Below are 20,892 nucleotides of genomic sequence, written 5' to 3'. Positions count from 1 at the left end.
TGGTGTTAATAACGATTAGAGGATGTTGGTTAATTCACTTCAACCAAAGAAGTTGAGCAGTACTCCGGCAGCAACAGCTGATCCGATGACTCCGGCAACATTCGGTCCCATGGCATGCATCAGCAGGAAGTTTGTAGGATCCTCTTCCTGCCCGACCTTCTGAACTACCCTTGCTGCCATAGGCACGGCAGATACACCAGCTGCGCCAATCATTGGATTTATCTGACCTTTAGTGATTTTGCACATAAGTTTACCGAATAGTACCCCTCCAGCTGTACCGATAGAGAAGGCAAGAAGACCCAGTGCAATTATACCTAATGTCTTGGGATTGAGGAGTGTTGCAGCATCTGCCTTGGCACCTACAGTGAGCCCTATAAGGATAGTGACACCATACATAAGTGCATTCTTGGCAACTTCAACAAGGTTTGGCACCACGCCTGTCTCCTTTATGAGGTTTCCGAACATCAGCATTCCTACAAGTGGAGATGCACTTGGGACAAGAAGGACCACGACTATTGTAACTACAATAGGGAAAAGGATCTTTTCCAGTCTGGAGACAGGTCTCAGCTGTTTCATCTTTATCAGTCGTTCCTCCCTGGTGGTAAGTGCCCTGATAATTGGGGGCTGAATGACAGGAACAAGAGCCATATATGAATATGCTGCAAGTGCGATGGGACCAAGCATATGTTCAGCCAGCTTGCTGGTAAGGTAAATTGCAGTCGGACCGTCAGCACCGCCGATGATACCTATGGAAGAAGCCTCCAGCGCAGTATAGCCTAAAGCGAGTGCGCCAAGGAAAGCAATGAATATTCCAAGCTGAGCGGCTGCACCAAGAAGCATGCTCTTCGGGTTGGCGATGAGCGGACCGAAATCAGTTGCAGCTCCGACACCAAGGAAAATAAGCGGGGGATATATACCATACTCTATGCCCTTGTATAATGTCTTCAGCAGTCCTCCATCAGACATAAGTCCATTCAAGGGAAGGTTAACAAGAAGCATTCCGAAAGCGATAGGCAGCAGCAGGTAGGGTTCGTATTTCTTGTAGATTGCAAGATAAAGGAAGAAAAGTGATATACCTATCATGATGAGGTCCTGTCCTGTAATTGCGGCAATTCCGCTGGTAGACAGGAAATCCTTTAGAATATACAGCATCTCATCACCTACTTAGTTTCTATCGTCATGAGAAGGGTACCACTGTCAACTACCTGACCGTCTTTAACATGGACTGATGTGACTATTCCATCTGCGGGTGCTACGATCTCATTCTCAAGCTTCATCGCTTCAAGAATAAGAAGTACCTGACCTCTCTTGACCTGAGTGCCCACAGGTGTCCTAACGGTAAGTACATTACCTTGAAGAGGGGCTTCTATCCTTGTCGCAGATGCTCCAACAGGTGATGGAGCAGTCTGAGGAGTACTCGGCATGGTTCCCGCAGATACCTCTTCCACTTCCACAACATATTCTTTTCCATTGACCTTAATCTTATATGTTTTCATTCGTATTCTCCTTATCTGATTCTTTTTATGGATTTGACCCTGATATTTCCTTTAAATTCCTCTTTAGCCAGAATTGAAGCCATAAGCATGGCAACCATTTCATCCTCATCCTGAGATTCGATGGATGCGGGAGCTGATGCAACCGGATCCGAACTCTTCTTAAGGCCAAGGTCCCTGGGAAGGAACTTGAACGAATATATGATGAACTGAAGCAGAACAAGGATCAGAAATACCACCAGCATGGCAAAGATGGAAAGTCTGATGCCATCCATAAATGTGAAATTAGCTATATCCATGGTTTTCCTACCTTTCGATGAACATTTCGAATTCAATCACTGTATTTTCGTCAGAACCTGATTTTACCGGAATCTGGAGTCCCTTTTCGTCATCCAATACGGCAAATTGAGGAAACAGAATATATGAAAGCGCTTCTTCTTCAAGAGCTGTTCTTCCTAGTTTATCACTCAGCTCCTTTACTGCTTCTGCAAAAACAGGAGTCAGGGCTGTAATTGGGCGAGGCTTCATCTCGGGCTCGTCACCCAGTATTCTGATCCTTACATCGGGATCGATCGCTGCAGGAGCCTTTCCATAGCTTCCTCTGAGATATTCCTTTATTTCATTTGGAACCATTGCATAGCGTTCGCCTCTTAGAACATTAAGCATTGCCTGGGTTCCAACCATCTGGGAGAGGGGAGTGACCAGCGGGGGATATCCCATGTCCTTTCTGACGACCGGAATTTCCCTCATTACTTCATTCAGCTTGTGGAACATGTTCTGGTCCTGAAGCTGGCTCATAAGGTTTGAAAGCATGCCGCCTGGTACTTCATACTGCAGTATCTTCGGATTTACTACAAGTGCTCGTGCATTGTACTGGTTGCTGTCTATATATTTCTGGGCCACCTTATCAGCCAGCTCAAATGCATCATCAAGGCCTTCCTCGCTGTATGCAACCTGTCTTCCAATGTATTTGGCTGACGCTATTATTGTCTCGGCAGCTATGTGGCTTGTTCCGCCTGAAAACGGAGAGATAGCGGTGTCTACAATGTCAACGCCAGCTTCCATAGCCCTGAGCATCACGAGGTTAGTCAAACCCGCCGTTGTGTGGCTATGGATGTTGACAGGAAGATCAGTGACTGATTTTATTGCTTTCACAAGGCTGTAGGCAGCATCAGGCAGAAGTATGCCTGCCATGTCCTTGATGCAGATGGAATCCGCACCCAGTTTTGCCATTTGCTTCACCAGGTCAACAAAATATGACTCTGTGTGCACCGGACTTACAGTATAGCTGATGGCGCATTGACAGTGGCCGCCGTATTTCTTAATAAACCTTACAGAGTACTCAATGTTGTTCAGGTCGTTCAGAGCGTCAAAAACACGGATTATGTCGATGCCATTCTCAATCGAAAGTCTTATGAAACGTTCAAGTGTCTCGTTATCATATTGCCTGTAACCAACAAGGTTCTGGCCTCTAAGAAGCATTGAAAGCTTCGTGTTCTTTGCGGCTTTCCGGATCTCCCTGAGTATTTCCCAGGGGCTCTCCCTGAGGAACCTGAGTGCAGTGTCGAAGGTTGCGCCACCCCAGACCTCAAGAGCGTTGTAACCCACCTTGTCCAGCTTCTCCACAAGGCTGATTATATCTTCCTTCTCCATTCTTGTGGCCATGAGACTTTGATTACCGTCTCTAACCGTCAGGTCGTTGAGCAGTACTTTCGTCATCGTATATTTCCTCCTATGGGTTTTCCTGAAAAAAAGGTCCAGTCTTTTGACATGGACCTTTCAGCAGTTAATTATTTTATAAATCTGACTTCTTTGGCAATTTTTTCATATTGCTCTTCTTTTCTTCTGTTGAATTCAATCTTGTTCTCTTCAAAGATGTTGTTTCCCTTGGTGTCTATGGATACTATGAGTGGTCCAAACTCTTTAACCTGACACACCCAAAGGGACTCCGGCATTCCAAGATCGGTCCAATGGACCTCTTTGATGTATTCAACAGTGTTGGCTGCATATACTGCATTTCCTGCAGGATAAACAAGGTGGATGGCCTTGTGCTCCCTGCAGCCTTCTTCAGTATTCTTACCCATTCCGCCTTTTCCTACAATCAGCTTAACACCCGTCTGTCCTATGAATTCCTTTTCGAACTTTTCCATTCGCATGCTTGTAGTAGGCCCTATTGATATCATCTCATACTTGTTGTTCCCATGGTCCTTCACTATAGGGCCGGCATGGAATATGGCAAGACCGTTAAGGTCCACAGGAAGCTCTATATGTTCCTCGATAAGTCTTCGGTGTGCAACATCCCTGCAGGTCACAATAGTGCCTGTAAGGTATATGATGTCACCAATCTCCAGGTTCTCAAGGTCGTCATTCTTTATTGGAGTCGTGAGCACATTCTTCATAACTCTGCCCCCTCGTGTGTTGTGATTTTATAGTTAAGGTCCCTGTCAAATACGATCAGCCCCCTGCGGTGCGACCAGCAGCCTGTATTGACTGCAACACCGATAGTCGAAGGATGTCTCGCGGTATTCACCACATTTACTCCCATCACTGATTTCTTGCCCTTAAGTCCCTGGGGTCCGAGTCCGATAGCGTTGATACCATCTTCGAGAAGCCTTTCAAGCTTGGCTGCATTTGCATTGTCATTATGGCTTCCTACCGGCCTCATCAGAGCAAGCTTGGAATTCATTGCAGCTGTTTCAACAGATGTACCTACTCCGACTCCTACAAGAAGTGGAGGGCATGCGTTGAGCCCGTAGCTTGTCATCCTGTCAAGAACAAATTTCACTACACCTTCATAGCCTTCACCTGGCATGAGAACAGTGGCTACGCCTGGCAGAGAGCATCCGCCGCCTGCCATATATGTGTATATTTCAACGCTGTCGCTATCTTCCTCTATCTCCCAGAAGACACTGGGCGTACCTTTGCCGATGTTCTTCTTAGTATTGTATTCATCGAAGGTTTCAACAGAATTGTGCCTGAGAGGTGTCTCCATGGTTGACTTGTAGGTTGCGTCCCTAAGGATCTGGTTGAGCTGGCCTATCAACGGGAAGTTCTGGCCACACCTGACGAAAAATTGCAGTACACCGGTATCCTGGCATGAAGGTCTCTTGAATTCAAAGGCAAGCTTCTGGTTTTCTTCCATTGTAGCATAAATTATCTTCGCCAGTTCGTCTGTCTCTTCCTGCTTCAGTTCCTTCAGTTTATTCTCCACATCATCCGGCAGTTTGTAGCTTACCAGCGATATGAATTTTGACATAAGGTCTGTCAGTTTCTTGGCATCATCGACTTTACTCATAACAATCTCCTTTTGACTTTAGTTTGGATAGAAGGGGAACAGGATAGGCAGAAGAATCATGGAAACAACCAGGGATACTACAATCAAAGGAACTCCTGCCTTAACATAATCCCTGAATTTGTAGCCTCCGATTCCGTAAACCATGGTGTTTGCCGGCATTCCGATCGGTGTAGCATACGCCATTGACCCACCTATTACAGTAGCCATCAGGACAGCTCTGGGATCCGCACCCATTGCGTTTGCCAGTGAAAGGCTTATGGGAACCAGAAGTGCTGTGGTAGCCGTATTTGACATGAAGTTAGTCATGACTGAAGATAACAGCAGTACCACGAACAGTAAAACCAGAGGAGAAGGATTGCTTCCCAGGGTCTTGATGATAGTGTCAGCTATAAATCCACCTGCTCCTGATGTTTCGAGGGCCTTTGCCAAAGCAAGGGATCCTACAAAAAGCAGTATTGTGTTCATATCAATGGACTTCATGGCCTTCTTCTCAGTAAGGACTCCTGATGCTACGAGAACGAGGGCTCCGATCCAGGCTGATACATAAAGCTTGATCCCTATCTGCTCTTCAAATATCATTGCGATTACGGTAAGAACCAGAACGATCAGAGAAAAGTACTGTTTCCATACCGGGACATTACTATAATCATCATGTCTTGCAAAAACTGAATCCTTATCCAGTTCAGCATCCTTATGGTCTGGAAGCAGCTTATAGCCTACAAGTGCGAAGTAGATGATTCCAATTACAAGTATCGGAAGGCCGACCTTCGCATACTCGAAGAACCCGAACTTCATACCAAGACCTTCAAGTGCAGACTGTGCGATCATGTTTCCAGGCGCCCCTATCAGACTGAGGTTACCACCCATTGCAGCTGCCAACACAAGGGGTATCATCAGCTTTGACCTGGCAAAGCCGGATTTTGCAGAAATTCCGATGATGACAGGTATAAGCACCGCAGCGGTTCCTGTATTGGAAAGTATACCTGACATCAGTCCTGTGATGACCATGACAGCAACTATAAGCTGTCTTTCGGTCTTGGCGAATCTGGTTACGAGACCTCCAACCTTCTGAGCCATGCCTGTATCGAAGAAAGCCGCTCCAACGATGAACATTCCCATGAAGAGCAGCACATTGCTGTTGACGAATCCTGCGAAAGCATCAGCGGGCTTGAGTACTCCAGTCAGAGTCAGACCGATAGCTACGATCATGGCGGTAATCGATAATGGCAGTTTTTCCCATGCGAACATTACAATTGCAAATACAAGGAAAATAAGTGTGATGATCTGTGGACTCATTTGATTTCCCCCTTAAATATTATTCCGACGTCTTGATTGAATTCTAAACGACAGAAAGATGTTGCTCTATCCATATTTCACAATTTAATCGTCTGCAAAGCGGCCTTCAGTGAATCTTCAATCGCATTGCCATCAATAAATCCCATTAAAAAAAACCCAGGCTCATAGATGTGTAAACGTTCTAAAAGCCTGGGTTGACCCGATTTGGATAGTCTGCTGTATCGTCAGATACAGTCTAAAAAATCAGGTAGTACTGATTTTAGATTACAGTAATTTCGATTTTATCATTTTTATTTTGTCCAGGGTACTACGCAATTCCCTGGTGATTTCGTCTACCTCAGACTCGAGTATCTTCTTCGTTCTTGAAATGTTCTCGACTGATCCGATTTCAAAGTTCTGCTCTTTACGGTTGAGTTCATCTGTGACAATCTGCTGCAGCAGGACTGGATCGGTATAGATCTTGTCATCCTTGTTTTCAAGACCGCTCCGGTTAATTATCATTTTCCTGTATTCTGTGGGTGTCTTGCCGAACCGTTCCCTGAAGGCCGTGTTGAAAGCTTTGATATCCGAAAATCCATTTACGTATGCGATGTCCGATACCTTCTGATCCGTATTGGTAAGGGCAAAAATAGCCTCTCTCATTCTGACTCTGGTAAGGTATTCGTAATAGTTTATACCCAGCTTCTGCTTGATAATCTGTGAAATGTAGCTTTTGTTATAACCGGTGACAGAAGTAAGGTCATCAAGTGAGATTTTCTCCCTGAAATGATGGTTAAGATAATCAACTATACGTATTACATTTTCATTCTTTGACATATCGCTTGAGTCAAGCTGAGTGACCCACTCCACGGGAAAGTTCTGCATGATGTCTCCGAGAAGCTGATGGAACAGGGACTCATAAATCATTGTTTCAATATCAGTCTTTCGGTCAGAGTATGTAGCCATCTTAAGAACCGTCCTGTAAATGCGTCTGAAAATAGGCAGATTCTTTGTGCTGGAATCAGAAATGCATCTGATATGGATATTCTTGTAGTCTTTTATCCAAGTTGAAAAGTAAACAGGGTCGAAGTGGAGCACCATTGCGATGCAATCCGGCTTTCTCGCCATAGTTGCATGACCGATGTTCGAATTTATAAGGATGACATCTCCCTTTGACAAAATGTGGCTTTCACCGTTCTTGTTTACTTCAATCTCACCGTTGAGTAGAATCAGCAATTCAATATCCTTATGCCAGTTGTACTTATAATAAGTGACATAGTAAGAATATTGCTCCAGGTATAGGAAATTCCTTTTATTCTCATATCTTGTAAATGAATTCATGAAAACCTCCCATCTGCTTCCTCGAGGAAATATCGTTTTCAGTCATACAGTATTATTAGCACATACATTAACTCAAATCAAATAATTTTGTGTAACATATCTCAAACAATGACGCTAATTCAATTTGTTTTGGAGGATATTATCGCACTGCAGGTTTGCATAAAGACAAATATACATGATTGGTAACTAATTTGTGGCAGCTTATCTTGCATCACATGTGGTCATTTCAATCTTACGGCTTAAGGTGTCCCTTAAAGAATTAAGAAGGCATTAACAAGGCATTAACTTGAATATTCCATTTTTTACAGTAATACTGTATAATTATTTTTTCTTGGCCTATAATATATTGTAGGAAAGAAGTTATCCTATTAATTGGAAGGTTTCAAATCTAGATTCTATCGATCCATTACGGATTGTCATTTTAGGTGTCCAATCGTCTATCCATGTTCTCAAGTGGGAATCATAACAATAAGTTCCGAAATATAAAGGTGAAGGAGTGATGTATTTGCAGATTAATCTGGAAGAGCTTTCTCTCGTCGAACTAAGGGCGATAGCAAAGGAAAAAGGAATAAAGAACATCCAGAAATTCAGGAAGCATGAGCTTATGGATATCGTTAAGGGTTCAGGGGATATTGCTGATCAGACAGTGGCTTCAACGGTTGAAGGGACATCAGTTGTAGAAGCATCAATAACTGAAGTGCAGAAACCGGAAGTAATAGCTGCAGACAGTTCTGACGATGTAAAGGAAATTGAAGCTGCCCCAAAAGCTGCGGAGCCTTCTGTAACAGCTGAGCCTGCCAGGCCGGCTGCAGAAGTTGTAAGAAGGGTTCCTGAAAGGGACTACGACAGGCAGGACAATGAAAAGAGGCAGAAGTACTCGAATGAGACTGATGTTGTCGGTGTCCTGGAGATGCTTGAGATGAACAGCTTTGGTTTCCTGAGGGGTGAGAACTACCTCACAAGCCCGAGTGATGTCTATGTGTCACCCAGCCAGATAAGGAGATTCGACCTTAGGACAGGAGACCAGGTAAGGGGCTATGGAAGAAGCCCCAGGGAAGGTGAAAAGTTTTCTGCCCTTACCTTCATAGAGAAGATAAATGGTGAGGATCCTGAGAAGGCGGTTAGAAGACCTTATTTCGACAGGCTGACACCAATCTACCCTGAAAAGAAGATCAAGCTTGAAGTTGAAGGTGAAGGCGACCTGACCACAAGGATAATGGATATTCTCAGCCCTATCGGAAAGGGCCAGAGAGGACTGATTGTCGCGCCGCCTAAAGCCGGCAAGACTACGATAATGAAGAAGATAGCCCAGAACATTGTGGTCAACCATCCGGAAATAAAGCTGATTGTGCTTCTTATAGACGAGCGTCCTGAAGAGGTCACTGACATACAGAGGAGCGTCAAGGGAGAGGTCATCTACTCGACTTTTGACGAAGAACCGGACCACCATACCAAGGTTTCAAGGATGGTCCTTGAGAGGGCAAAGAGGATGGTCGAGCAGAAGCAGGATGTGGTTATCCTGATGGATTCCCTTACCAGGCTTGCAAGGGCATACAACCTTACAGTCAACCCTTCAGGAAGGACGCTTTCAGGCGGACTTGACCCGGCTGCACTAATCATGCCGAAGAAGTTCTTCGGAGCAGCAAGGAACATGGAGGAGGGCGGAAGCCTGACGATACTTGCAACTGCACTCGTTGATACCGGTTCAAGGATGGATGACATGATCTTCGAGGAGTTCAAGGGAACAGGAAACATGGAGGTCCATCTTGACAGGAGACTGCAGGAGAGAAGGATATTCCCTGCCATCGACATATACAAGTCTGGAACAAGAAAAGAGAAGGCTCTTCTCACAGAGGACGAGTACAACATCTCCCTTGGACTCAGGCGCCAGATGTACAGGGAGAGCAGCGTTGACAAGGTAACAGAGGACCTGATCAAGCTCCTTTCAACCACTAAGAACAACAGGGAGTTTGTCGAGACCATAAAGAAGACAGGAGTATTCGACAAATAGGAAAAGCCCGCAGTCTTCGGTGACTGCGGGCTTTGACCATACAAAAAAGGACCCGGAGGTCCTTTTTAAGTTGTGAAAATCTTATTCTTCACTCTTGAGGTTGAATTTCTTCTTGAATCTGTCAACCCTACCGCCGACATCAACAATCTTCTGCTTTCCAGTGAAGAATGGATGGCACTGGGAGCATATTTCCACCTTCAGCTCGTTCTTTACTGAACCAGTGGTGAAAGTGTTTCCACATGCGCACTTAACGACAACTTCAGAGTTGTACTTTGGATGTATGCCTTCTTTCAATTTTTTCACACCTTTCAATTACGGCCATAAACCTTTTTAACTATTCAATTTTAGCATTGTCAACTGGCAGAGTCAAGAATATTATGGAATAGGTCAGGCTCTCATGCTATAATAGATGACGAAATATGGCAGGAGGGGAATTTTTAATGGGGAAGCTTTATTTCAGGTATGGTGCCATGAATTCCGGAAAGTCGACCAGCCTCATGCAGGTCGCCCACAACTATGAGGAAAGAGGCATGAAGGTCAAGATATTCAAGCCCATGATGGATTCCAAGGGTGGAGAGAAGCTGGTTTCGAGGCTTGGAGTCACACGGGATGCAGATTATGCTGTCAGGGTTGATGATGACCTTTATGATATTACCGAAAGGTGGGTACAGGAGGAAGGGAAGATCCACTGCATCCTTGTGGATGAAGTGCAGTTCCTCAAGAAGGGTCAGATAGACCAGCTGCTCAAAATAGCGGTCATACTGAACATTCCCGTGATCTGCTACGGACTCAGGACTGATTTCCTGATGAACGGCTTTGAGGGAAGTGAAAGGCTTCTCCTTCTGGCACACAGCATAGAGGAAATGAAGACGATATGCACCTGTGGAAAGAAGGCTCTCCTGAATGGCCGAAAGGTCAACGGTGAGTTTGTGTTTGAAGGAGAGCAGGTTGCAATAGATATGGGAGGAGAGGTTGAGTACCAGTCTCTCTGTCCGGAGTGCTACTTCAAGCTAAGGAAGAAGTACGAGGAAAAGAAAAGGAAAAAGGAGATCGGATGAGAAATGTCACGGTTGGCGGACAAGCCGTCATAGAAGGCGTCATGATGAGGGGCGCAACTGGCATAGCGACAGCAGTAAGGACACCTGGAGGAGAGATCCTCGTTGAGAGGTCAAACAAGGTTCCACTGTCTAAAAAATACAGTTTCTTCAAGCTGCCAGTCATAAGAGGAGCAGTGGCGCTTGTGGATTCAATGGCAATAGGGATGGAGAGCCTTAATTTTTCGGCATCTGTATTCGGCCAGGATGAAGAGCCGACAAGGTTCGAAAGCTTCCTTAAGGACAGGTTCGGAGAAAAGGGTGAAAAGTTCCTGGAGTGGGTCACTATAGCTGTGAGCCTTGCAATAGGGATATTCATTTTTTTCATAGTACCTACGCTGGTCACAGGGCTTCTTAAGTCCAGAGGGCTTTCGAGCCTGGGACTTAATCTCGTCGAAGCGGTTCTGAGGATATCGATATTCATAGGATATATTGTTGGGATAAGCATGATGAAGGACATATACCGGGTATTCCAGTACCATGGTGCAGAGCACAAGGCCATCGCCTGCTATGAGCAGGAGCTGCCGCTGACCGTGGAAAATGTCAGGTCGTGCACCAGATATCATGAGAGATGCGGAACGAACTTCATGTTCCTAGTAATGGCTGTAAGCATATTCATATTCTCATTCACAGGCTGGACGACACCGCTGATGAGGATAGGGATGAGGCTGGCTCTCCTTCCGCTGGTTTCAGGGGTAACCTACGAGATAATAAGGTGGCTTGGAAAGGGAAGCGGTCCGCTAAGGGATATCATCGCCTATCCTGGGATGATGCTTCAGAGGCTGACGACCAAGGAGCCAACCGACGACATGATCGAAGTAGGGATAAGGGCCCTTATGGAAGCAGAGGGGCTGAACTGATATGGCAACAGTAGCTCAAATGATATCGTGGGCAGTTAAGGAGCTTGAATCATCAAGTGAAACACCCATGCTCGATGCGCGTGTGATACTCGCCCATGTAATTGGAAAGGACCCGGTCTATGTGATGACCGAGAGGGATGTCGTATTGCCAAGGGCCCATGAATGGGTATACAGGGAAGCGATAGAAAAAAGGAAGAATGGGAAGCCGATTGCCTATATAACCGGCATGAAGGAGTTCATGGGAATGGATTTCAGGGTCTCCGAATCGGTTCTTATCCCAAGGGCTGATACTGAGGTGCTGGTGGAAAAGGCAATTGAGATCCTTAAAGGCAGGAAGGAAGCAAAGGTTCTTGACCTATGCTGCGGTTCAGGAGCCATCGGACTTTCAATAGCCAGATTCATAAGTGGAGCACATGTGGTTCTTACTGATATAAGTAAGGATGCAATAGGCGTATGCAGGGAGAATGCCGTCTTGCTCGGACTTGAAGGCAGGACAGATTTCGTCGTTTCAGACCTGTTTGAAGGAATCAGCGGAAGCTTCGACCTGATTGCTTCAAATCCTCCGTACATTTCCGGAATGGATATGGGTAAGCTGCCGAAGGATGTGGCGGACTACGAGCCGCACGGTGCGCTTTACGGAGGCGAAGACGGCCTGGACTTCTACAGGAAGATTACGGAGAATGCGATTTCCCGTCTGAGCAAGGACGGGGTGCTGATATTTGAGATCGGATACGATCAGGGTGATGAGGTCATGGAAATAATGAAAAGGAACGGATTTAAAAATATTCAGCTTCTGAGGGACCTTTCGGGCAGACCGAGGGTTGTTTTCGGCGAGCTGGTTCCGGAAACGTAGCTGACCTTTCTTGAACATCTGAAAACAACAATAATGATAGGAGAGTAAGGATATGCTTGAAAGATTAAATTTTGTAGAAGGTAAATATGAGGAGCTGACGCTGAGGATAAGCGATCCTTCAGTCATGGCAAACCAGACTGAGTGGCAGAGGCTGGTAAAGGAACATGCGGAGCTGCAGGAAGTTGTTACCATGTACAGGGAGTACAAGAGTCTGGAGAAGGAACTCGCAATGAACCTTGACATGCTCGAGATAGAGGATGACCAGGAGATGCGTGAGATGATCCAGGAAGAGATAAAAAGCAACAGGGAAGGCATGCTGAAGATCGAGAGCGACCTTCAGATAATGCTTCTTCCGAAAGACCCGAATGATGACAAGAACGTATTTGTGGAGATCAGAGGCGGAGCCGGAGGAGACGAGGCTGCGCTGTTCTCCTACAACCTCTTCAGGATGTACTCAAAATATGCTGAATCCAGGAGATGGAAAGTCGAGGTGATGAGCCTCAATGAAACAGATATAGGCGGCTACAAGGAAGTGGTATTCCTTGTAAAGGGCCAGGGTGCATACTCGCAGCTCAAGTATGAATCAGGAGTTCACAGGGTTCAGAGGGTTCCTGACACTGAATCAAGCGGAAGGGTCCATACCTCCACTGCAACAGTGGCAGTGTTGCCTGAGGTCGATGAAGTGGATGTCCAGATCGACCCGAATGACCTGAGGATTGATGTATACAGGTCATCAGGAAACGGAGGACAGTCAGTCAATACCACAGACTCGGCAGTAAGGGTTACGCATATCCCATCCGGACTGGTGGTTGCCGTCCAGGATGAGAAGTCACAGCTCAAGAACAAGGACAAGGCTATAAGCATACTCAGGTCAAGACTCTTTGAGATAGCCGAGCAGGAACGTGCGAAGGGCATTGCAGACGAGAGGAAGAGCCAGGTAGGCACAGGTGACAGGTCGGAGAGGATAAGGACATACAACTATCCTCAGGGAAGGGTCACGGACCACAGGATCAACCTCACACTTTACAAACTCGATACCTTCATGAACGGGGACATCGATGAGATGATTAGCGCGCTGATAAACTATGACCAGGCTGAGAAGCTTAAGGCCATGGGGGACAGGGACAACTGATTGGACCCTGTCTGTGGAGATACTTATGGAAACAATTAAGGTCAGGATAACTGAAGACATGGAGCCTGCAGAAAGGGACAGGCTTCTTGATGCTGCCGCCGCGGTCCTGCGGCGGGGCGGCACTGTAGCATTCCCTACAGAGACTGTATACGGGCTCGGGGCAGACGCCCTCGACCCGGACGCGGTTGAAGGCATATTCAGGGCAAAGGGCAGGCCGCAGGACAATCCACTCATCATCCATGTCTCCGACAGGAACCTTGATGAGTATGCGGAGCATATTCCTGAGAAGGCCAGGGAGCTAATGGACAGATACTGGCCGGGCCCGCTGACTGTGATCCTCATGAAGAAGGACATTGTCCCTGAAAAGACAAGTGCAGGGCTTGATACCATAGGCATCAGGATGCCGGATGAGCCTTTGGCCATTGAAATAATACGAAGGCTCGGAAGGCCGGTTGCCGCACCGTCAGCCAACATATCGGGTCGTCCAAGCCCCACAACCTATGAGAGATGCATAGAGGACCTAGACGGCAAGGTAGACATGATAGTCGGTGGCGGCAGGAGCACGGTAGGGCTTGAGTCTACGATCGTGGATTACACTGTCGTACCGCCGAGGGTCCTGCGGCCTGGCGGAATAACCCTTGAGATGCTGAATGAGGTGGACCCTTCCATCGAATACATGGAATCCTTCACAAGGGCAGCCTCGGATGAAGGTCCCAAGGCTCCGGGAATGAAATACAGGCATTATTCACCCAAGGCTCCCATACTCATTGTCAAGGGTGAAAAGAACAAAGTTGTTGAAAAAATCCGGATGCTGGTGCAGAATTATATGAGGGAAGGGAAGAAGGTTGGAATACTTGCCCCATCCCAACGGTCATCTGATTATGTATTCGATGTCGGAAGTCCTGTATTCATTGGAATGGGCAGCGAAGACAAGCCGCATGAAAGTGCGAGGCTCCTTTTTGAGGCTCTGAGGTCCTTCGATGACCTGGGCTGTGACATGATCCTTTCTGAAGCTGTAAGGGAAGAAGGACTTGGGGCTGCCGTAATGAACAGGCTTTCAAAGGCAGCTGGATTCAACATTATTGAGGTGTAAAGCATATGAATGTACTCTTTGTATGTACCGGGAATACTTGCAGAAGTCCGATGGCTGAGGTGATCTTCAATGAAATGTACAAGGACCACCATGCTGAATCAAGAGGTCTCCATACACGGCATGGAGACATCATCGAGTCTAATGCGCTCAGTGTGCTGAGAAGGGAGTATGGCTTCGATGAAAAGAGGAAAGCCCTGCAGGTAACCTTATCAGACATCAATGACGCTGACCTTGTCATCGCGATGACTGAAGCCCACAAGCGGGAGCTGTCAGGCCTCTATGGGATGGACAAGGTGAGGACATTAAAGGAGCTCGCAGGGTCAAGGGGTGACATTCTGGATCCGTACGGTATGGACGAATATGTGTACCGGCGTGTATTCAGTGAAATAAGGGAATTGCTTGAGCGAATAAGACTATTCAGGGAGGAATGAAATGAAGATAGCAATTGGATCGGACCATGGTGGAGTAAACCTCAAGGCCAAGGTAGCCGACCATTTAAGGTCAAGGAATATTGATTTGGTTGATTTTGGTACGTTCAACCAGGATTCCATAGACTATCCTGATGTATCAGAAAAGGTAGGTGTAGCTGTAAGGAACGGTGAATTTGATTTCGGCATACTTATTTGCGGAACTGGCATCGGTATAGGCATAGCTGCAAATAAGATCTCTGGCATCAGGGCAGCGCTCTGCCACGATACATTCAGCGCGACTGCATCCAGGCAGCACAATGACGCCAACATCCTCTGCATGGGTGAAAGGGTCATAGGACCGGGACTTGCACTTGATATAGTCGATGCATTCCTCGCGGCTGAATTTCTGGGCGGAAGGCATGCGACAAGGGTAGACAAGATAAACGGCCTTGAGGGCAAATATTGAATACAAGGGAGAATGAAATGAGCAGAGTAACTGAGATAAAACATCCGCTGATACTTCACAAACTGGCAATAATAAGGGACAAGAACACAGGATCCAAGGACTTCAGGGAGCTTCTGGAAGAGATAGCTACTCTTATGGCCTATGAGGTCACAAGGGATATGGCAGTAGAGGACGTACAGGTAGAGACTCCGGTAGCCGTGGCAACCTGCAAGATGCTTGCAGGCAAGAAGCTGGCAATTGTTCCTATACTTAGGGCAGGAATGGGTATGGTGGATGGAATACTCAAGCTTATTCCAGCTGCTAAGGTAGGCCATATAGGACTCTACAGGAATGAGGAGACTCTTCAGCCAGTAGAGTACTTCTGCAAGCTTCCAAAGGACATCGAGGAAAGGGAAGTGATCGTAGTCGACCCTATGCTTGCGACAGGTGGTTCTGCAGCCGATGCCATTACCCTGCTCAAGAGAAGAGGCGCAACCAACATAAAGTTCGTCGGACTTGTGGCAGCACCGGAAGGCGTGGCCCATCTGACAAATGCACACCCTGATGTGGACATATATGTAGCTGCAATAGATGAGAAGCTTAATGAGAAGGGATATATTGTCCCTGGTCTTGGAGACGCAGGAGACAGGCTTTTCGGAACAAAATAGAACAAAGGATATACACTTCAAGGAGTGTATATTTTTTTAAAGGAGAAACCATGATAAGAGTCATGAGCGTATTCGGGACCAGGCCTGAAGCCATAAAGATGGCTCCACTCCTGCTTGAGATGAAGAAGCGAAGGGGATTTGAATCGATAGTTGCACTCACCGGACAGCACAGGGAGCTATTGAAGAACGTCCTGAATGATTTCAGTATCGGATGGGACTTTGACCTGGACCTGATGCAGGGGTCCCAGACACTCTCCCATATAACCACTTCTGTCCTTGAGGGCATGTCCGGGATAATCTCAAGCGTAAGGCCAGACATCGTCCTGGTCCATGGTGACACTACCACAAGCTTCGCAGGTGCACTGGCGGCATTCTATGAGAAGACACCGGTAGGCCACGTTGAAGCGGGGCTCCGTACATTTGACAAGTATGCCCCATATCCCGAGGAGATGAACAGGACGCTCACATCGAGGCTCGCTGACCTGCATTTCGCGCCGACAGACGGGGCGGAAGAGAACCTGCTCAAGGAAGGGATTAAAGTATCAAGTATATTCGTCACAGGAAATACTGTGATTGATGCCCTTAAGACCACTGCAAGCAGTGATTACAGGTTTGAAGACGAGTTCCTGAAGAAGGTGGACTTCAGCAAGGACATCATAATGGTGACAGCCCACAGGCGGGAGAACCTTGAGCACGGCATCCATGATATCTCGATGGCACTGAAAGTCCTCGCTGAAAGGGAGGATGTCGAGATCGTGTATCTTGTGCATCCTAATCCAAAGATCAGGCAGGAAGCTGAGAAAGTGCTGAAGGGTACGGCAAGGGTTCACCTTCTGGGAGCACTTGGAACCAGGGAGACCCACAATCTCATGGCAAGGGCAAAGATAATACTGACTGACTCGGGAGGCATACAGGAGGAGGCTCCGTATCTCGGTAAACCTGTGCTTGTCCTGAGGGATGTCACAGAGAGGCCTGAGGCGGTTGAAGCGGGAGTTGTGAGGCTTGTGGGCACTGATACACAGAGGATCATAACGGAAGCCTCAAGGCTCCTTGACGACCAGAAGGCCTATTCAGAAATGGCGAGGGGTGGAAGCCCCTATGGTGATGGCATGGCATCCGGAAGGATCCTTGATGCGATTTTAACTCATTTCGGAATCGAAACTTCCTTTGAAAGATTTACCTATAAAAAGTGAAGAGCACCAAGGAATTACGGCGGATTGAACTGATTTTCGCACTGATTTGCGCTGTTTTGTTCATTTTTTGCTTGAAATCTTTGTAAAAGCAAAGTATACTAATACTTGTCGGTTCTGAAGGGCTGACAAACAGGGAGGAGTTCCCGAGTGGCCAAAGGGGGCAGACTGTAAATCTGTTGCTTTCAGCTTCAGTGGTTCGAATCCACTCTCCTCCACCATAGAGTCAGCTCAGGTTGACAGGAAAACCACCCCGTTTCGGGGTGGTTTTTTGTCAGCAATATCATAAAATTTCAAATGAAAGCTTTGACACCTTAAAGAGGGAAAAGCTCCGGAGAACGGCATGGAAAGCCGCTTCCGGAGCTTTTGTAATTTCATCGGAATTGCGTAATGTGAGATGCATATCTTCATGCGCTTGAGTAGCGGTAAGTACGAAAGGCTTCTAGCTCCATGCAAAATCAAGCAGTGATACTGCTTCACTGATCTCCTCTTCGGAAAGGCTTGAATATCCAAGAAGCACGGTGCCCTGGGGTTTTGATAGGGAGTCCTGTGAAAAGTAGCCTGAGAGCCCTCTAAGCCTTACTCCGGCAGAGGCTGCGCTTTCAAGCAGCTGCATCTCGCTCATGCCATTTCCAGGTGACAGCAACAGGTGGAGACCTGCATTTTCCCCTATGATCTCAGCACTCTTTCCGAAGCTTGCTCTCCTTATCTCGTTCACCAGATTCTCTTTTCTTGATTTGTAGACCTTCCTCATCCTGTTAAGGTGCCTTTCGAAATGGCCATCCTTAATGAACCGGGCGAGTGTCTGCTGCTCGAACCTTGATACAGTGGAGGCATTGTACATGTACCTCTTCCTGTATTCTTCGATAAGTGAAGGCGGAAGCACCAGGTACCCTATCCTGATGGAAGGCGCAAGGCTCTTTGAAAAGGTCCCGATGTAGATTACCCGTTCCGAATTGTCCAGTCCCTGGAGAGAAGGTATGGGTCTTCCTCCGAATCTGAATTCACTGTCGTAGTCGTCTTCTATGATATACCTGTCCTTTTCCGCATAAGCCCAAGCTAAGAGCTGCATCCTCCTTCTGGCTGGCATTATCATACCCATGGGGAACTGATGGGAAGGGGTTATGTGCACGATTTTTGCACCTGATTCCTCCAGCTCCTTCACGTCAAGCCCGTCACGGTCAAGCCCCACGTGTACAACGTCTGATCCATTGCTCATTAAGAGCATTCCTGTCTTTACATAGCCGGGGTCCTCTACAGCGTATACCCTGTCTCGTCCAAGTAGCTGTACAAGCAGTCCGATGAGGTATTCGCTGCCAGCACCGATTATGACCTGCTCATGGGTGCACCGAACTCCCTTGTGTTCGTGCAGATGCCTGGCGATGCTCATCCTCAAAGAAACCTCCCCCTGCGGATGCGATGCCTTAAGGAGCTCCCTGTTTTCATCATGTATAACTTCCCTGGTTATCCGTGACCAGGTAGAAAATGGAAAGAACCTGGTATCAACCGTATTGGTCATGAAGTCGTAGGCAAAGCCTGAGGTGTCCTCTCTCGTTTCCTCCTCCTTGCCTGTTGATTCTGGACCTGTCGTGTCGGACGGGTAGACTTCGAAACGGGACACATAATACCCGCTTTTAGGTTTAGACCTTATGAATCCTTCGGCCAAAAGCTGCCCGTACGCTGTTTCCACAGTATTCTGGCTTATTCTGAGATGTGATGCCAGGCTTCTCTTAGAGGGCAGCCTGGCGCCATCCTCAAGAAGGCCTTCCCTGATTTCGTTCCGGATATGGTCATATAGCTGCATATACAGCGGTTTTCCTGAATTCTGGTCAATTGTGAGTGTAATGTTAGCCACTTTCTCCTCCAATCTGGCATCATTAAAATTATGCAATCTGGGTATTCTTATAATGCCAGAATACAGATACAATCATAATCAGCTTGCAGGCACATTGTCAATACAATGAGCAGGCACATTGTCAATACAATGAGCAGGCACATTGTCAATGCATTTGTAAATACATATTATAGGAGGCTGTACTGAATGATTGAGAACAGAAGCGAACTTAACAGGAACCTTGCCCAGATGCTGAAAGGCGGCGTCATAATGGATGTCACGAACGCTGAAGAGGCAAGGATTGCAGAGGAGGCAGGAGCCGTAGCGGTAATGGCCCTTGAGAGGGTGCCTTCAGACATAAGGAAACAGGGCGGCGTGGCAAGGATGAGCAATCCCGGGATGATAAGGGAGATCCAGGCTGCGGTCACGATACCTGTAATGGCTAAGGTAAGGATCGGACATATGGCTGAGGCCAGGATACTTGAACATCTCGAGATAGACTATATCGATGAGAGCGAAGTGCTGACACCGGCAGATGACATGTACCATCTGGACAAGAATGCTTACAGGGTGCCTTTCGTATGCGGAGCGCGAAACCTCGGTGAGGCCCTGAGGAGGATAGGGGAAGGCGCAGCCATGATAAGGACAAAGGGCGAAGCTGGCACAGGAAATGTTGTCGAAGCAGTAAGGCACATGAGGACAATGATGGCTGAAGTAAGGAAGCTTTCAGGAATGCCAAGGGAAGAGCTCATGTCATTCTCTAAGGAGATAGGTGCACCTTATGACCTTGTTGTATGGACTGCAGAGAACGGAAGGCTTCCAGTGGTGAATTTTGCTGCAGGCGGAATCGCTACACCTGCTGATGCGGCTCTCATGATGCAGCTTGGAAGCGAAGGCGTATTCGTTGGTTCAGGTATATTCAAGTCATCGGATCCCCTTAGGATGGCAAGGGCCATAGTAAAGGCGACCTCATTTTACGACGATCCTAAGGTCCTCGCTGAGGTAAGCGAAGACATCGGGGAACCGATGGCCGGGCTCGAGATAGGAAGCATTCCAGCTGACAGGCTTCTGGCATCAAGAGGCTGGTAATGGTAAGGATAGGGGTGCTGAGCATCCAGGGCTCAGTCTCTGAGCATATGACAAGGCTTTCTGAGCTCGAGGGAGTGATACCGGTTAGGGTAAGGGATGAAGAAGCCCTGTCTGAGGTGGACGGGCTCATAATCCCAGGGGGTGAGAGCACGGCCATAGGAAGGCTCCTGAATGAATTCAACCTAATGGGGCCGCTCAGGGAAAGGATAGAAAGGGGGATGCCTGTCTGGGGTACCTGCGCCGGGTTGATCCTCCTTGCGGGTGAAGTTGAGAATGAGAAGCCATGGATAGGAGCCATGGATATCGTCGCAAGAAGGAATGCCTTCGGGCGTCAGACTGAGAGCTTCAGGATGAAAAGGACGGTTCCTTCCGTTTCTGACAAACCCATTGAGCTTGTATTCATAAGGGCTCCGATAATCGTCAGGGCTGGAGAAGGCGTAGAAGTACTGGTAAAGACCGGTGATAAGATAGCGGCAGCAAGACAGGGGAGGATGCTCGCAACATCCTTTCATCCAGAACTGACATCAGGTAATGACTTCCATAATTATTTCGCATCCATCGTCAGGGAATGCATGAAGAGCTGATTTTCGTCCCGGAGATGTGCTGAAGCATCTTTGGGACGGCCAGGCTCCCTTAATACGATACTTTGTAAAAGGAGCATCAAATTGGCATCAAATTGGTTAATTGATAAAGTAACTTCCACTTTGCCAAACTCAATTCCACTCATTTAAGAATCGGTAATTTCTTTGATGAGTGGAATTGAGTTTGGCAAAGTGGAAGTTACTTTATCAATTAACCGAAAAAATAAC

At 47.2% G+C, this 20,892-nt stretch carries 22 protein-coding genes and 1 tRNA gene; 13 read left to right on the top strand and 10 right to left on the bottom strand.

Annotated features, from left to right (window positions below; all coding sequences use genetic code 11):
* Positions 1 to 39: 39 nt before the first annotated feature.
* From T472_RS01245 to T472_RS01210, 8 genes are all read right to left on the bottom strand, one after another.
* Positions 40 to 1,152 (bottom strand): sodium ion-translocating decarboxylase subunit beta, encoded by a 1,113-nt coding sequence (locus T472_RS01245; RefSeq protein WP_023387171.1) that lies wholly within the window; start codon positions 1,150 to 1,152, stop codon positions 40 to 42.
* Between the two features lie 8 nt (positions 1,153 to 1,160).
* Positions 1,161 to 1,496, bottom strand: coding sequence for a biotin/lipoyl-containing protein (locus T472_RS01240; protein ID WP_023387172.1), 336 nt, complete (start codon positions 1,494 to 1,496; stop codon positions 1,161 to 1,163).
* 11 nt (positions 1,497 to 1,507) lie between these two features.
* Positions 1,508 to 1,792: an OadG family transporter subunit gene (locus tag T472_RS01235; protein WP_023387173.1), complete on the bottom strand. Its 285-nt coding sequence runs from the start codon at positions 1,790 to 1,792 to the stop codon at positions 1,508 to 1,510.
* 7 nt (positions 1,793 to 1,799) lie between these two features.
* Positions 1,800 to 3,212: a pyruvate carboxylase subunit B gene (locus T472_RS01230; protein WP_023387174.1), complete on the bottom strand. Its 1,413-nt coding sequence runs from the start codon at positions 3,210 to 3,212 to the stop codon at positions 1,800 to 1,802.
* A 71-nt stretch (positions 3,213 to 3,283) separates the two neighbouring features.
* The gene (gene ttdB / locus T472_RS01225) at positions 3,284 to 3,892 is read right to left on the bottom strand and encodes a L(+)-tartrate dehydratase subunit beta (RefSeq protein WP_023387175.1); all 609 of its coding nucleotides are present in this window, start codon (positions 3,890 to 3,892) and stop codon (positions 3,284 to 3,286) included.
* Positions 3,889 to 4,788 carry a L(+)-tartrate dehydratase subunit alpha gene (ttdA, locus tag T472_RS01220; RefSeq protein ID WP_023387176.1) on the bottom strand — a complete coding sequence of 300 codons (900 nt, stop codon included), beginning with the start codon at positions 4,786 to 4,788 and terminating at the stop codon, positions 3,889 to 3,891. Before ttdA ends, ttdB begins: the two co-directional genes overlap by 4 nt.
* An 18-nt stretch (positions 4,789 to 4,806) precedes the next feature.
* Entirely contained in the window at positions 4,807 to 6,084 is a 1,278-nt protein-coding gene (locus tag T472_RS01215) for an SLC13 family permease (RefSeq protein WP_023387177.1), read from the bottom strand.
* A gap of 264 nt (positions 6,085 to 6,348) precedes the next feature.
* Positions 6,349 to 7,404 carry an AraC family transcriptional regulator gene (locus T472_RS01210; protein ID WP_023387178.1) on the bottom strand — a complete coding sequence of 352 codons (1,056 nt, stop codon included), beginning with the start codon at positions 7,402 to 7,404 and terminating at the stop codon, positions 6,349 to 6,351.
* A 499-nt stretch (positions 7,405 to 7,903) separates the two neighbouring features.
* Here T472_RS01210 and rho point away from each other — a divergent pair, with 499 nt between their 5' ends.
* A complete protein-coding gene (gene rho / locus T472_RS01205; protein ID WP_040906244.1) occupies positions 7,904 to 9,415 on the top strand; it encodes a transcription termination factor Rho in 1,512 nt (503 codons plus the stop codon).
* Positions 9,416 to 9,496: 81 nt separating this feature from the next.
* On the opposite strand, the gene rpmE is transcribed toward rho, so the two are convergent.
* Positions 9,497 to 9,709, bottom strand: coding sequence for a 50S ribosomal protein L31 (rpmE, locus tag T472_RS01200; protein ID WP_023387180.1), 213 nt, complete (start codon positions 9,707 to 9,709; stop codon positions 9,497 to 9,499).
* 146 nt (positions 9,710 to 9,855) lie between these two features.
* Here rpmE and T472_RS01195 point away from each other — a divergent pair, with 146 nt between their 5' ends.
* The 10 genes from T472_RS01195 (at position 9,856) to T472_RS01150 (ending at position 17,381) form a co-directional block, all read left to right on the top strand.
* The gene (locus tag T472_RS01195) at positions 9,856 to 10,473 is read left to right on the top strand and encodes a thymidine kinase (RefSeq protein WP_023387181.1); all 618 of its coding nucleotides are present in this window, start codon (positions 9,856 to 9,858) and stop codon (positions 10,471 to 10,473) included.
* A complete protein-coding gene (locus T472_RS01190; protein ID WP_040906242.1) occupies positions 10,470 to 11,369 on the top strand; it encodes a DUF1385 domain-containing protein in 900 nt (299 codons plus the stop codon). The genes T472_RS01195 and T472_RS01190 overlap by 4 nt, the downstream gene beginning before the upstream one ends.
* Position 11,370: 1 nt before the next feature.
* A complete protein-coding gene (gene prmC, locus T472_RS01185; protein ID WP_052011730.1) occupies positions 11,371 to 12,222 on the top strand; it encodes a peptide chain release factor N(5)-glutamine methyltransferase in 852 nt (283 codons plus the stop codon).
* A gap of 52 nt (positions 12,223 to 12,274) precedes the next feature.
* Positions 12,275 to 13,354 carry a peptide chain release factor 1 gene (prfA, locus tag T472_RS01180; protein WP_023387182.1) on the top strand — a complete coding sequence of 360 codons (1,080 nt, stop codon included), beginning with the start codon at positions 12,275 to 12,277 and terminating at the stop codon, positions 13,352 to 13,354.
* 25 nt (positions 13,355 to 13,379) lie between these two features.
* Positions 13,380 to 14,447, top strand: coding sequence for an L-threonylcarbamoyladenylate synthase (locus tag T472_RS01175; RefSeq protein WP_023387183.1), 1,068 nt, complete (start codon positions 13,380 to 13,382; stop codon positions 14,445 to 14,447).
* Positions 14,448 to 14,452: 5 nt separating this feature from the next.
* Positions 14,453 to 14,878 (top strand): low molecular weight protein arginine phosphatase, encoded by a 426-nt coding sequence (locus T472_RS01170; protein ID WP_040906240.1) that lies wholly within the window; start codon positions 14,453 to 14,455, stop codon positions 14,876 to 14,878.
* Between the two features lies 1 nt (position 14,879).
* On the top strand, positions 14,880 to 15,323 hold the full coding sequence (rpiB, locus tag T472_RS01165; RefSeq protein ID WP_040906238.1) for a ribose 5-phosphate isomerase B: 444 nt from the start codon (positions 14,880 to 14,882) through the stop codon (positions 15,321 to 15,323).
* A 17-nt stretch (positions 15,324 to 15,340) separates the two neighbouring features.
* Complete coding sequence (upp, locus tag T472_RS01160; protein WP_040906247.1) at positions 15,341 to 15,970, top strand: uracil phosphoribosyltransferase; 630 nt, start codon at positions 15,341 to 15,343, stop codon at positions 15,968 to 15,970.
* Positions 15,971 to 16,020: 50 nt separating this feature from the next.
* Positions 16,021 to 17,163 carry a non-hydrolyzing UDP-N-acetylglucosamine 2-epimerase gene (wecB, locus tag T472_RS01155; RefSeq protein WP_023387185.1) on the top strand — a complete coding sequence of 381 codons (1,143 nt, stop codon included), beginning with the start codon at positions 16,021 to 16,023 and terminating at the stop codon, positions 17,161 to 17,163.
* Positions 17,164 to 17,296: 133 nt separating this feature from the next.
* Positions 17,297 to 17,381 (top strand) — tRNA-Tyr (locus T472_RS01150).
* Positions 17,382 to 17,602: 221 nt separating this feature from the next.
* Here the strand turns inward: T472_RS01150 and pdxR are convergent.
* The gene (gene pdxR, locus T472_RS01145) at positions 17,603 to 19,015 is read right to left on the bottom strand and encodes a MocR-like pyridoxine biosynthesis transcription factor PdxR (protein ID WP_023387186.1); all 1,413 of its coding nucleotides are present in this window, start codon (positions 19,013 to 19,015) and stop codon (positions 17,603 to 17,605) included.
* 186 nt (positions 19,016 to 19,201) lie between these two features.
* Between pdxR and pdxS the strand changes: the two genes are divergently transcribed.
* Positions 19,202 to 20,083 carry a pyridoxal 5'-phosphate synthase lyase subunit PdxS gene (pdxS, locus tag T472_RS01140; protein WP_023387187.1) on the top strand — a complete coding sequence of 294 codons (882 nt, stop codon included), beginning with the start codon at positions 19,202 to 19,204 and terminating at the stop codon, positions 20,081 to 20,083.
* Positions 20,083 to 20,667 (top strand): pyridoxal 5'-phosphate synthase glutaminase subunit PdxT, encoded by a 585-nt coding sequence (gene pdxT, locus T472_RS01135; protein WP_023387188.1) that lies wholly within the window; start codon positions 20,083 to 20,085, stop codon positions 20,665 to 20,667. The genes pdxS and pdxT overlap by 1 nt, the downstream gene beginning before the upstream one ends.
* The last annotated feature ends 225 nt before the right edge of the window (positions 20,668 to 20,892 follow it).

Origin of the sequence: Youngiibacter fragilis 232.1, assembly GCF_000495435.3 — a bacterium.
GTDB classification, from domain to species: Bacteria; Bacillota; Clostridia; order Clostridiales; family Clostridiaceae; genus Youngiibacter; species Youngiibacter fragilis.
This window is presented reverse-complemented; position numbering and strand designations above follow the sequence as displayed.